This window comes from Endozoicomonas atrinae (genome assembly GCF_001647025.1).
In the GTDB taxonomy this organism is placed as follows: domain Bacteria; phylum Pseudomonadota; class Gammaproteobacteria; order Pseudomonadales; family Endozoicomonadaceae; genus Endozoicomonas; species Endozoicomonas atrinae.
This window is the reverse complement of record NZ_LUKQ02000164.1, coordinates 1-12,556: the sequence shown is the minus strand read 5'-3', so window position 1 is coordinate 12,556 and position 12,556 is coordinate 1. Positions and strand designations below refer to the sequence as shown.

Annotated in this window: 13 protein-coding genes; 7 read left to right on the top strand and 6 right to left on the bottom strand. The window is 47.1% G+C overall.

Translation table 11 applies throughout. The features are described from left to right. On the top strand, positions 1-415 hold a 415-nt coding region (locus AK963_RS35615), incomplete at its 5' end, for a hypothetical protein (RefSeq protein WP_238593785.1). Between the two features lie 202 nt (positions 416-617). On the opposite strand, the gene AK963_RS19140 is transcribed toward AK963_RS35615, so the two are convergent. Genes AK963_RS19140 through AK963_RS31465 form a run of 3 tightly spaced genes read right to left on the bottom strand, consistent with a single transcriptional unit; the run spans position 618 to position 2,365 of the window. After that, positions 618-2,045, bottom strand: a complete 1,428-nt coding sequence (locus AK963_RS19140) for a cryptochrome/photolyase family protein (protein ID WP_238593784.1) — start codon at positions 2,043-2,045, stop codon at positions 618-620. 34 nt (positions 2,046-2,079) lie between these two features. Next, on the bottom strand, positions 2,080-2,193 hold the full coding sequence (locus AK963_RS35610) for a cryptochrome/photolyase family protein (RefSeq protein WP_238593783.1): 114 nt from the start codon (positions 2,191-2,193) through the stop codon (positions 2,080-2,082). After that, on the bottom strand, positions 2,180-2,365 hold the full coding sequence (locus AK963_RS31465; protein ID WP_083232772.1) for a DUF2256 domain-containing protein: 186 nt from the start codon (positions 2,363-2,365) through the stop codon (positions 2,180-2,182). The genes AK963_RS35610 and AK963_RS31465 overlap by 14 nt, the downstream gene beginning before the upstream one ends. 174 nt (positions 2,366-2,539) lie before the next feature. Here AK963_RS31465 and AK963_RS19135 point away from each other — a divergent pair, with 174 nt between their 5' ends. Continuing rightward, positions 2,540-3,364, top strand: coding sequence for a 23S rRNA (adenine(2030)-N(6))-methyltransferase RlmJ (locus AK963_RS19135; RefSeq protein ID WP_066017039.1), 825 nt, complete (start codon positions 2,540-2,542; stop codon positions 3,362-3,364). Here AK963_RS19135 and AK963_RS19130 read toward each other — a convergent pair whose 3' ends face one another. Continuing rightward, on the bottom strand, positions 3,365-4,675 hold the full coding sequence (locus tag AK963_RS19130) for a DASH family cryptochrome (RefSeq protein WP_083232773.1): 1,311 nt from the start codon (positions 4,673-4,675) through the stop codon (positions 3,365-3,367). A 219-nt stretch (positions 4,676-4,894) separates the two neighbouring features. On the opposite strand from AK963_RS19130, the gene AK963_RS19125 reads away from it, so the two are divergent. After that, a complete protein-coding gene (locus AK963_RS19125; RefSeq protein ID WP_066017038.1) occupies positions 4,895-6,340 on the top strand; it encodes an ethanolamine ammonia-lyase reactivating factor EutA in 1,446 nt (481 codons plus the stop codon). Positions 6,341-6,565: 225 nt separating this feature from the next. On the opposite strand, the gene AK963_RS19120 is transcribed toward AK963_RS19125, so the two are convergent. Further along, positions 6,566-7,345, bottom strand: coding sequence for a C39 family peptidase (locus tag AK963_RS19120; protein ID WP_066017037.1), 780 nt, complete (start codon positions 7,343-7,345; stop codon positions 6,566-6,568). Between the two features lie 231 nt (positions 7,346-7,576). On the opposite strand from AK963_RS19120, the gene eutB reads away from it, so the two are divergent. The 4 genes from eutB to AK963_RS32230 all read left to right on the top strand — a co-directional run bounded on the left by eutB (position 7,577) and on the right by AK963_RS32230 (position 12,046). Then, the gene (eutB, locus tag AK963_RS19115; RefSeq protein ID WP_238593782.1) at positions 7,577-9,997 is read left to right on the top strand and encodes an ethanolamine ammonia-lyase subunit EutB; all 2,421 of its coding nucleotides are present in this window, start codon (positions 7,577-7,579) and stop codon (positions 9,995-9,997) included. A gap of 322 nt (positions 9,998-10,319) precedes the next feature. Next, positions 10,320-10,703: a hypothetical protein gene (locus AK963_RS32235; RefSeq protein WP_139117520.1), complete on the top strand. Its 384-nt coding sequence runs from the start codon at positions 10,320-10,322 to the stop codon at positions 10,701-10,703. Positions 10,704-10,809: 106 nt separating this feature from the next. Beyond that, positions 10,810-11,049 (top strand): hypothetical protein, encoded by a 240-nt coding sequence (locus AK963_RS19105; protein WP_066017034.1) that lies wholly within the window; start codon positions 10,810-10,812, stop codon positions 11,047-11,049. A 169-nt stretch (positions 11,050-11,218) separates the two neighbouring features. Next, positions 11,219-12,046, top strand: a complete 828-nt coding sequence (locus tag AK963_RS32230) for a hypothetical protein (protein WP_139117519.1) — start codon at positions 11,219-11,221, stop codon at positions 12,044-12,046. Positions 12,047-12,072: 26 nt separating this feature from the next. Here the strand turns inward: AK963_RS32230 and AK963_RS19095 are convergent. Continuing rightward, positions 12,073-12,556, bottom strand: a 484-nt coding sequence (locus AK963_RS19095; protein WP_139117411.1) for an IS256 family transposase, incomplete at its 5' end; no start/stop codon positions are given.

Below are 12,556 nucleotides of genomic sequence, written 5' to 3'. Positions count from 1 at the left end.
GATCATCCTGAGTTTTAATCTGACTGGCTATTTGATCTACCAGTTTTTCGTTGATTTCAACGCTCATTGTTATTCTCCATTTTGGAGTATTAACGACAAGCGTTTACACAATTTAAATTACATTCCCTATCAGCAAAGATCCCGAGTTTGTGCTCACCGCTCTCACCGCCTGATGGTGGAGCTCAAGGTAAGTATATTATCTCTAGCACCCAACAATACCACCAGAATAGGTGGTATTGTTGATACAGTTTTCCAACGATCTGATTTAACAGTGTGTTGCTATATACTGGCCATCTCGACAACCGCCCATCTTCTCCCAATTTCTGACTCTCAACAAAGCCCCGAAATCCTAATGCTAAGGCTCCATTACCTCATGGACAATCATGCCTATTTACTCAAGCACCGCTGTTGCTGACTTGCGTACATTAAATGCAGTCCTCTATCGACTGAACTCTGTCAAAGCCCGAAAAATAGTTGTGCACAATGCAGGAGTATTTGGATTGGAAAAGAGCTGATTACACGCATCACCTCCTCTCCATTTCACTATAGAAATCAATTTGGTCAGTAATTCAATGAAACTGTAAGTTTAGGTTCGAGAGCTTCATTGAAACGATACTTCAAAGCCCACTCAAGTTATCAACGCACCATTTAGCTCGCTTTAGAATGGCATTCCTGTCCGCTAGAGCTTTTTTATCCCATCCCTTATACACCAGTGCAGTCCTAGGGTTCTTGTGCAATAACTCCCGGTGCTTTTCCATAAAGTGCCAGTAGAGACTGTTTAAGGGACAGGCGCTGTCTGTCTCCTTTTCCTTCACGTTGTAAACACAGTCTCCGCAATAGTCACTCATCTTCTGCACATAATTGCCACTGCCAGCATACGGTTTCGATGCCACCATGCCACCGTCCGCGTACTGTGACATGCCCCGGGTATTGGGCAGCTCTACCCACTGAATCGCATCAATGTAAATGCCCAGGTACCACTGATCGACCTGATCAGGATCAATACCCGCAAGCAGGCAGAAGTTACCGGTAATCATCAACCGCTGAATATGATGGGCATAGGCATACTGCAATGATTGAGTGATGGCATGCTGCATACAGCTCATCTGTGTCTGCCCGGTCCAGAACCACTCAGGCAAATCCTTTTCCGCTTTCAGAAAGTTCAGGGATTCGTAGTCTGGCATATTGCTCCAGTAAACCCCCCGGATATATTCACGCCACCCCAGAATCTGACGGACAAAGCCCTCTATTTGCGCCAGAGAAATAACATCAGGATTTTCCTGCCAGGCTTTGACGGCCTTATCAATCACCTGTTTCGGGTGAAGCATTTTGGTATTCAGGGCAAAAGAGATCCGGGAATGGTAGAGGCTCCACTGATGATCACTGTTCGCAGTCATCGCATCCTGAAACTGACCAAAGTGCGGCAGGCAATGGGTGCAAAAGTAGTTAAGCAGCTTTAATGACTGCTGACGTGTAATTGGCCATAGCAAATGAGTGCCGATGTCTCCAAAGCTTTGAACCTTATGGCGTTTTAATCGTTCCAGTACTGATGCTGTTGAACTGGCAAACACTAACGGTTCTGGAATCTGCTCAAGGTCAGCAGCTTTGAGCTTGGCGCGATTATCAGCATCATAATTCCATTGACCTCCTTCCGGCTGGTCATCACACATCAGGATATTGTGCTGTTGCCGCATCTTTCGGTAGAAGGTTTCCATCCTGCCAGGCTTACCCGGCTTAAACCGCTTGGAAAGTTCATTAAAAGGGACCAGAAAATGTTCGGTATCCCACTCTTTTTTAGAGATGGTTTTCTTAATTGATTCATCGACCTCAAAGTCTCTTAACTGTTCCAGCAAACGGTATTCATCAGGCCGCTGGTATTCAAAATTGGCCACTGAATATTGCTGGCAAAGATGGGTGATCAGTGAAGGCAGGTCTTTAAAATCTCTTGTTTCATCCAGCGTTAAGTGAAGCACCTGATGCCCCGCTTTCTGCAATGCCGTAGCGAACTGTTCCATGGCGAGAAAAAAGCCGCAAATCTTTTGCACATGGTGCTTTACGTAACCTGTCTCCTGAAGCAACTCAGGCAATCACATAAACACAACCATTGTCCTGCTTACTGAACCAGCTGTGTCGGGCATTGAGCTGGTCTCCGAGAATAAGCCTGAGGGTAGAGTAGTGTTTATTTTTCTTCATCCATCACCCGATTTCGTTGAGATCGGCAACGCCTTGAACAGTAGCGAACCTCTTCCCAGCAGAGTTCCCATTTTTTTCGCCAGAAGAAAGGGCGACGGCATACGACACACTGCTTTACTGGCGTTCGAGCAGTCTTCTTGTCGGCATTTCTTAGCTTTTGAGAGTACTTCATACCTTTTTTACGTCAAATAACTTCAACTGGCTCTGTAGAACCTACAATAGAGGCTGCGCAAACTGTCATCCCAATGGATATATCGCCGTATGCCGGTTATCCCGTGAATCTGCTAGATTCCCCCGCCCCTTCAAAAAGGCACGACTTCCATCTATCTCAGGGCTTTCAGACCTCATGCTGAGCTATCAACACCACTACCACGCGGGCAATCATGCCGATGTACTCAAGCACTGGCTATTACTGGCCTGCGTGCGTCATATGCAGAAGAAAGATAAGCCTTTTGATTACATCGACACCCATGCCGGCGCAGGCCTATACCGACTGGACTCAGCCATGGCCCGCAAAACGGCGGAGAGTGATGAGGGTGTCCTTAAGCTGGACTGGAAAAAACTGAAAGGTCTGAAGGACTACCGCGGCCAGATTGCCGACGATATCCGTTCGAAACGTTACCCAGGCTCTCCATTGCTGGTAAAGCGGCTGTTAAGACCCGGTGACAAAGCCTGGCTCTATGAAATGCATCCGCAAACCGTTAATGAATTACGCGGACATTGTGAGCATCGACGCCTGTGTCATGTTCGTCAGGAAGACGGTTTTAAGGGACTCCCTGCCATTCTGCCTACTGCCAGTCGTCGTGCCCTGGTATTGATTGATCCCTCTTATGAGATTAAATCAGATTACCAGACCGTGGTTAAGGTTATGGAGGCCGCTTATCTGAAAATGCCTCAGGCAATGCTACTGCTGTGGTATCCCGTGGTGGATATGCATCAGATTCGGCAAATGGAAAAGGGGTTTTCCAAAAGCAAGATGCGCAATGTTCACCTGTTTGAGATGGGTATTGCTGACAACAATGAACCTGGAATGACCGCGTCAGGCATGGTGGTTGTAAACCCTCCATGGACTCTGGCTGATGACTTTATCCGAACGATGCCAGACGTTTCAGCCCACCTGGCAAAAGACCATCAGGCACGATGGCGACATCAATTATTAGTTGCAGAATAATTACGGCATGATAGGCCAGTCGGCGGCATCAACAGTGTCGAGAGGGTAAGTTTTTTTACCCTCCCAACGCTTTATATAACTGCCATCAGGGTCGTACTGCCGGGTCTGTTTATCCAGATCAAAATGGCGGCACCCTTGCGGATCCGCACCAACACCCGCCAGATACTGCCAGTTGCCCCAGTTACTGCCCACATCGTAATCCACCAGTTGCTGCTCAAACCAGGCTGCGCCGTAACGCCAGTCCATTCCCAGTTCATGGATAAAACAGCTGGCCGCTATCTGCCGCCCACGGTTTGACAGGTAGCCGGTGGCCTGCAGCTCCTTCATACAGGCATTCACGATAGGCCAGGGGGTATTACCGGCGCACCACTTCTGAAACCGTTCAGGATAAAAGCAAGACAATTTGCATTTATCCTTGATGCCTCTGGATGAAAACAGCCGTACACCATGCTTCAGGGCATACCATTGAAAATATTCACGCCACAACAGTTCAAATAGAATCCAGTAGGTGGACTCATTGGCCATGATCATGGATTCAAAGTGCCTCAGTGCCTGGGCAATCTGTCGAGACGAGAGGCAGCCATGAGCCAGCCAAGGGGAAAATTTGGTGGTGGTTTCCCAACCCTGCAGGGCATTGCGCGTCTCCTTATAGGTGGTTGGCTGCATCGTTGAGAAATATTGCTTTAGATGCTCTGCTCCCGCAGCTTCACCACCTTTAAAGGGACTGCCAGCTTTGCCGGTTGCTGGCAGCCAGTCAGAACGGTAATTCAATCCAGGCATTGGTCTTGGAATAATATCCGGTGCTGTGACGGCTTCTGAGATTTGCAGATTGTCTACCTGCTTTCGAAACTGGGTAAATGTTGCCGGTAGATTCTCAAGCTCAAACGGGAGTTCCTCCTGCTGAAACAAGGAGTACGTTGCTACTTCTTTAAAGGTCACTGAAGGAAAAAGCTGCTTCAGAGTTTGCCAATACTTAGCCTCCTGGTAACCCACATTCTGACTGCGATAGACAGTTTCAATCTCATGAGCTTTCAAGAGCCGCCCGACAGCCTGTAGCGGGTTATGCAAACGAATCAGCAGTTTCTGTCGTCGTTGTTCAAGCTGTGATTCAAGGCTTTGAATACTCTCCCTCAGGAAACGCCAGCGATGATCACCCATCACCCGTGACTGGTACCGACCGGGCTTAAACCATGAAGGATCAACGCAATAGACGCACACCAGGTTTCTGCAGCTACCAGCAGCTTCCATAAAGGCCCGGTTATCACTAAGCCTCAGATCATTTGTAAACAGAAACAGCGTTGTTCCCTGCAAGAGCAATACCCTCCAAACCTGCTAGCCCCATCACTTACTTATACGTTAGTTTTTCCAAATCAAGACAAACAACATCCAACAACCGATAACTCTATGTAATTTATAAAAAATATTGTTTTATTATTAAATACATCAAATCTATTTTGGTTTTATGCCCTCTCAGGTAAAGTAGCCTTCACCGCAAAATGATTCTTGTACTCCTCCCAGCCATAGACCGAAATGTTCAGACACTTTACCGGTAATCAGTCTGTAATGATGATTGGCCTCGACTTTGGTTCTACCACTAGTCGCGCCATGATTGCCTCTGCACACCTTGAACGTAATCCGATGACTGAGCGGATGGAGCTGGGAGAGCCTGAGCTGATTTATCGCTCTGACGCCATACTGACGCCCTTCGAAAATGGCGAACTCTGCACGGAAACCATTAATACCTGTCTTGAGCAATGGCTGGAAGAAAGCGGAATTGATTGTGATCAGCTCTTTTCAGGTGGCGTCATTATCACTGGCCTCGCGGCAGAAAAGCAAAACGCCCTGGCCATCGCCCGCTCCGTTCGGGAGAAAGTGAATCAGGCCATTGTTGCTACTGCAGACGACCCATGCATGGAATCCTGGCTCGCCTTTATGGGCAACAGCCTAGAACTTTCACGGGCAACGCCGGAAATCCCCTTCATCAATCTGGATATTGGTGGGGGAACCACTAATCCAGCACTGGGAATAGACGGTAACATCACAGAGTCTGGATGCTACTACATTGGTGCCCGACACTTTCAGTTTGAACCAGGCACCTACCGGTTACTGGAAGTATCCAACCATGGTCAACAACTTCTGGTACAACTGGGTCTACAGTTAACCATCGGTGAAGAATGCAGCCAGAACAGTATCGACAAAATCGTCAGTTTCTATGTCCAGGGGCTCGAAGCCATGGTCACGGGCGATCATAGCTGGTTCGACCAGGGTGATGGACAGCAGCTTTGTCAGGTAGCCTTTCAACCGAATGCCCAAGCCCTGCAACAGGCTGCAATTACCTTTTCCGGCGGAGTCGGCGAACTGCTTTATCAGTACACAGCGACAGGCAAACTGCCAGATACCACGGCCTTTGGTGATCTTGGCATTGACCTGTGCAAAGCAATTGCAGACTCCAAAACTCTCTGCCGTAGTCTTAGCCAATATATTCCCGAATATAAGGGACGCGCGACCGTTTATGGTCTGGCACTGCACAGTGCCGAACTATCTGGTAACACCCTGTTTATGCCAAAGCCTGAACAGCTGCCGGTTAATGACCTTCCCATTGTTGCCCGCCTGGCGCTTAATGCCGATGAGAACCGAATCAAGCGGGCCATCGAACTGGCCAGAAAGACCCATAATGGCGGTTGCATACGTATAACCCTTAGGGATGACAATTATCCGGGCTTTAAAGAGTTGAAAAGCTTTGGTGAGAAGCTGGCCGAGATGATTGAACTGTCTGGTTTTCCTTCAGAGTTACCTCTGCTTCTACTGGTACCCAAAGACTTCGGCAAAGTGATTGGCAGCTACGCCAGCCGCTGGGGAAAGCTGCCAGTCAACCTGATGGCAGTGGATGAAGTTCCCGATCGTAAAGCAGGGTTTGTCAGCCTGGGCAAAGTGAAGAACTTTGTCATACCCGTTTACTTCTATGGGATGCATTAAAATGATAGAGCCCTTTACTTTCTGGAAAAGAGTATGGGGCTATCCATATTGATCCAGGAAAGCGATTAACTCGATTTATTCCGGAAACAAAAAAACCGACCTCTGCTAACCAGCTAGAAAATAAGAAATAAAAAATATTAAAGATCAACTTACTCAGAAGACTCTGCCTCCCGAGCCAATGCCAATTAATATCCCGATAGCTCAGCGTTATTGTTCTCCCTACGGCTATCCGCTACCCGACCCATCAGAGGTTACATCTTCTTTGGTTATATGAGCCAGCCTATCTGGAAGCTTGTGGCACAGATCATTGAAAAGTCGATCCATTGATTTTAGCTGATGCCCACCAGACCAGGGATCATTAATAATGACATGATCACCGTGATAACCAACAATCAAGACTTTGTGTGTCGCAAGCCCCCATAAAACATTAACGGTTGCTACTATTGGCCCTGATTTCAGCGCATCTTTTATTGCTTCGCTGGTTTCTGGTAGTGATACCTTTCTAAGATCTGCACTCTTGATTTGGTCATCAAACACGTCAGGATCTATTGATTTCCCAACCGATCTTCCTGTATCAGGCATCCGGCGTATACCATCAGACCGAATCTCAATCTTGCAGGATTTCAGATGGTCACAATCGAAGTGGCAACCCAGCATATCAAGGCAGGCATCGCCACAACCACCTGGAGATGTCTGCTGGGTATGGGGAATGGGCAAAAGATGAAAATCATTCACCTGCTCCGTTGTTTCACCGACCTGCATCAAGTGGGGCTTTGCATCTCCCATTACTTTTATATCAAACTGGGCAAGGCTTTTATTGTTACACTGGCACTCTACAAGCCCGATCATCAGCTTTTTCCCAATAAAGGGAATCCACTGAACTACACGGTTCCAAAACCGAACGAATCCTGATTCTGGTTTGTGATTAACCGACCTACTCAGATCATCCAGATTATCGGATGCATGGTAGTTAACGATAAAGCCCAACAGCTCTGGTATCTTCATAATTCCAATCTTTACTTATTCCATATTATTACTACCCAGTAAACTTGAGACACTTATTTTTAAAAATGGTTCACTAAAAAGTGTATATCTACGGAATGCAATCCCTCCCTTTTTGTAGTCATATAGTTCAGTCTGTTAGCCTCTAACACAGACGATCACTGAGGTGAGTCAATACCCCAGCAAGCAACATTCTATACCATGCCGGATTTTGTGTTCGGCGGAGTGAGAGCCATGCCCAAACCACTGATGACCCCACTGGACCAGATACCGGTTCCTGCACCAAAAGCGGATGAAATTTACCGCACCCGGGTCATTGGGCAAAGCTTCAGCTTTATCGGGCTCAAAGCCCTGCTGGGGGCTGCAGGCTTCCATACCAGTGGTGATCAGGTTGCCGGTCTGGCTGCAGATGATGAAGTCAGCCGCGAGGCAGCCAGGGCAATACTGTCCGACCTGACGCTGCAACATATCTACGATCACCCCCTGACCAACGACCATGGTGAGATTGATGACATCATGCGGGTCAACTATGACATTGACCTGACCATTTTCGATGACATGGCCATGATGACCGTCGGTGAATTGAAGGACTGGATTCAAAAAGCCTCCGGAGCCCAGATCAAGCGGGCAGGTAAAGGGCTGACTGGCGTGATGATATCTGCGGTCACCAAGCTCATGAGTGTGCACGACATGGTGTACAACACCCGCAAGATTGAATGCCCGACACAGGCTCGAACTCACCTTGGCCTTGCCGGCTCTCTCTCTACCCGGATTCAACCCAATCATCCTACCGATGACCTGAATGCCATCACTGCTCTCACATGGATGGGACTGTCCATGGGTAACGGTGATTTGTTGATTGGCCTGAATCCTGCGGATGACACAGTTGATAATATCGGTGCCTGCCTGATACATCTGGATAAAATACGACGACAGACCGGTGCTCCTACCCAGGTCTGTGTGCTTTCCCATATCCGTACCCAGCTGGCCTGTCTTGAAGAAGGTGCGCCTCTGGAAATACTCTTCCAATCACTTGCCGGAACCGACGCTACTCTGCGTGAAGCCTTTGATGTCAGCGTTCCTTATCTCGATAAGGCCTGGCAGACCATGAAAGAGAAAGGCGTGCTGAATAAGCACCAGTTTATGTACTTTGAAACCGGCCAGGGCAGTGAAGTCAGTTATGGCAAACACTGTGGTATCGACATGTCTACCACAGAGGCCCTGACTTACGGTCTGTGTCGCCGATATGATCCCTGCATGGTCAACAGTGTTACCGGTTTTATCGGGCCGGAGACCCACAAAGACAGCCTGCAGATTATCTACGCCAATCTACAGGATCTGTTCATGGGTAAAATGATGGGACTCCCCATGGGGGTTTCTCCCTGTTTTACCCTGCATGCCGATGCCTCCAGCGAGGGGCAGGAGATTGCAGTAGAACTCCTTACAGTAGCGGGTGCCAACTACTTTATGGATATCTACATGGGCGTGGATCGTATGCTGGCCTATGCCGATACCAGTGGCCACGATGATCAGACCATCCGCGAAATCCATAACCTGAAGCCATCTCCTGAGTTCTATCACTGGGCCCTGGAAAAAGGGATTTTCAAAGAGTCCCGGGATGGACAGATCACTCGCGGTCCCAACTGGGGGAACCCTGCAATTTTTGCTGACTCCAAACAGGCATGGAATGACCTGATCAGCCGGGTACCCATGTGCTATGGCACCAGCAACGCTGGCCCGAGAATGGCCAACCATGTTAATCGTAAACTGAAGCAAAACATTGCTGTTGCCAGGGTTGCAGCAAAAAGCAAGCTTCGTTTTGATGAGCTGGAAGAGATTGATTTTCGCCTGATTCGCTCACAGGCCAATAATATTGAACGACACCATGCAGATCCTGATGCTGGCGCTCATCTTTGCGAAAAAACCCGCAGCCATCTGCAATCTGAAAATCGCGATATTCAGATCCTGATTACTGACGGCCTGAGCGCTGAAGCAGTACACCAGAACATCAATGAGCTGCTTCCGGTTCTGGAAGACGGTTTACAAAGCCATGGTTACTCACTGGGCCAAACCATGGTTGCACCTCATGGTCGTGTAAAGCTGGCTGAAGATATTGCCAGAACCGTGAATGCCAAGCTTGTTATTGTCCTGCTGGGAGAGCGCCCCGGGGCGGATGGAAAATCATCCCGGAGTCTTTCCGGTTATTTGATCTATCGCCTGGAGGATGAGCAAACCCAGAAGCTGGCCGCAGACTTCAGTAACATCGTTGAAATCGAGTTTGAAAATACCGTAGTGCCCAATATTTATTACGGCGGTATTCCCCCTATGGAAGCAGGCTCCCTGCTGGCAGAACGCGCCATGCAGATTCTAGACAACAAGGCTGCCGGTAACCGTCTGAATGCCATTCTTGGTAGCCGTATGGGGCTCTCAGACATTATTCGTGAGAGTAAAGTTGAGCCACAGAAAACGGCCAGCACTATCCGGGTTCATGACTTCCTGGGTCAGAAGTCTATCTCCGAAGCGGATGTCATGATGTTGATTCACTGGGGAGTCAAGGAGATTCTGCTCAGCCAGAGAACCATTATTTCTCCATTGGCAGGCGATCTGCTGAAGCAGGAAGGCATTAAACTTCGTTATAACGATGCTCTTATCTAGGGGGCGTTTCTTTGCGTGCTCAGCGCCCCAGAAAAGTGTCATATGCGCGAAAGGCTTACGCAGCGTGTAGTTATTCTACATCAAGCAAGTCTTACACAGCAGATGGCGCTTTTCTGAGCAACCCTTCGAAAACATCAGCTATATCCCTTGTTTTAGTACAAACTCTGACTCTATGGCCAGAGCTCATATCTATCATGAACTTTCCAATAAAAAGCATGTCTATTAGAGCAAAACAGGGTGACTAATTTTCTTAGAGCTTTTGATGGCAACGAGCTTTAAAAATGAAAATCATACCCTTTCAGCCTTTCGACGGTTACCTTAGATGGGTATTAATATTATGGGATTATCATTAAGCTGTTTTAGTCACAGACCTACGGAAACATATACAGAAATTCGTAGACTTCCTCATGAGGAATGTATCAAGCTTGCTACAAGCGAGCCCCCAAGAACACCATTGGAGAGCAAAGAACTTAAACGATTGGGCCAGTTGGTGCTTGAAAGCATTGATGAAGAGGCTAAACCATCTAAATGCCTGAAAAGAGAGATCGAGTTATCCAGAAACATGCTGACTGCAGAAGACAAATTTTTATTTTACCCTCTTCGTGAACGTTATTGTGAAGCAGAGCATAAGGGATTTTCACTACAGGTGAGTGATAGTGAGCGAGAGCTAATAAGAAAGCTCTCAAATAGCCAGGAAAAAATATAAACTAAGGGACTGGCCACCAATTTCAATATCATCGCTGACATCGAGTTACACAACATTTATTACGATAGTACTCCCCTGATTGAAGCTGGTTCCTGCTGGATAGATTTTGGATAACAAGGCTGTGGGTAACCATTTGAATGCTGTTACTGCCAGCCGGATTGAGCCTTACATCATTTGTGATAGTAAAGTTAAGCCTCAGAAAACGGCCAGTACCTTCCGGGTTCATGACTTCCTGAGTCAGAAGTCTATCTCCGAAGCGGATGTAATGATGTTGATTCACTGGGGGGTTAAGGAGATTCTGCTCAGCCGAGAACCATTATTTCGCAATTGGCGGGCGACCTGCTAAAGCAGGAAGGCATCAAACTTCACTATAACGATGCTCTGGTTTAGAGCATCCATATCCGTTGCGTCAAGCTTTGTAAAATAGGGGCATCATCAAACACATGATGCATTTCAGATGACTATAGTTTTCTAAAGAAATAGTATCTTGACTCAATGCTGGTGACATTCTTTTAATGATTGATGGTCCCCCCAAATATCATCCCGTTGCCCATGACTCAGAGAGAAGTGAGCAACAACCAGGATCTCCTGATAACGACACTCAATGTTTTGGCACAAGATCCATCAAAGCTGAAAAATCAGAAAAACAACTAACAGAATTGTATGAAAGGCACCAAAAAACTGCCCTTATGAAATCTAGATGGTTCCACGGGAGTCCCACTCCCCCACCCCACAAGATAACTACCATCGACAGTCAAGCTCTCTATCTGCCAAGGCCTGAAATGAGGCTCTTATTACTCGAGGGATGCGTATTTCCCGAACATACATGGGAGATTCTGAATCGGCACTTACTGGCAGATTGTGTCATAAAGCACTTTTCAGAAAATCCAGGAGGTATGTTTAGAAAGAGCATTGGATTAAAATCTATCAAGAATGCTATTTCAGTTTTTCCGAAAAGCAGACTGCCAGATGAAGTTCTGAATAGCCCACTTGGTTCTGCTCAACTGTTCAAAAAGATGCATGAAGCACATAAGATTTTTACGTCAGAAACATTTCTTCTTTTAGAAAAAGAGATTAAATACGAAGTTGATAAATCTGAAGGTTTAGTAAGTGAAGAAATGAGAATTGCAAAAGGCATACTCACTCAAGCTGAACAAAATATGACCACTAGTGATAAGGATCGATTAACCATCAGTATGAAAGTCATGAGGTATGCCTATAACCATGCACCTATCGAATCAAACAATAATGATCCTGATGCTGTTGTTCCTAAAGAGGCTTTGGCAGGAATCTTTGCAGAATCAGCATTTCCACACACTGAAGAAATGTCAGCGAGCCTGTAAATAATTCTGTGTAAACGCCACTAAAACTACTGCTCCTTGAACCGGTCAGGAAACATAATTTCAAACCGGTTCATGGCGGCTTTCCAGTTCCTGATCGGCATGGTCCATTTCTCGGAAGCTTTTTCCATGGCCAGGTAGATTACCTTCATGACTGACTCATCCGTCCGAAAAATCTTCCGGTTCTTAATCGCCTTACGAATGACGCTGTTCAAGGACTCAATGGCATTCGTTGTATAAATCGCTTTTCGGATATCTTCAGGATAGTCGAACAGAGTAATCAGGTTATCCCAGTTATTACGCCAGGACTTACCAATCGATGGGAATTTCTCCCCCCAGGCTTCTTCAAAGGCTTCCAGCTCCATTTCTGCTTCTTCAGCAGTCGCTGACCGGTAAATCCGTTTCAGGTCGCTGGCGACGCATTTACGGTCCTTGTAGGAGACGTATTTCAGCGAGTTACGTACCTGATGCACAATACACAGCTGAACCTGAGCCATTGGGAACACGGTGTTA

Bases quoted from the DNA above. Each gene is read 5' to 3' on its own strand.
- AK963_RS19135 (WP_066017039.1), top strand. From the start codon at position 2,540: ATGCTGAGCTATCAACACCACTACCACGCGGGCAATCATGCCGATGTA.
- AK963_RS19125 (WP_066017038.1), top strand. From the start codon at position 4,895: ATGTTCAGACACTTTACCGGTAATCAGTCTGTAATGATGATTGGCCTC.
- eutB (WP_238593782.1), top strand. From the start codon at position 7,577: ATGCCCAAACCACTGATGACCCCACTGGACCAGATACCGGTTCCTGCA.
- AK963_RS19120 (WP_066017037.1), bottom strand. From the start codon at position 7,345: ATGAAGATACCAGAGCTGTTGGGCTTTATCGTTAACTACCATGCATCC.
- AK963_RS35610 (WP_238593783.1), bottom strand. From the start codon at position 2,193: ATGAAGAAAAATAAACACTACTCTACCCTCAGGCTTATTCTCGGAGAC.
- AK963_RS31465 (WP_083232772.1), bottom strand. From the start codon at position 2,365: ATGAAGTACTCTCAAAAGCTAAGAAATGCCGACAAGAAGACTGCTCGA.
- AK963_RS32235 (WP_139117520.1), top strand. From the start codon at position 10,320: ATGGGTATTAATATTATGGGATTATCATTAAGCTGTTTTAGTCACAGA.
- AK963_RS32230 (WP_139117519.1), top strand. From the start codon at position 11,219: ATGATTGATGGTCCCCCCAAATATCATCCCGTTGCCCATGACTCAGAG.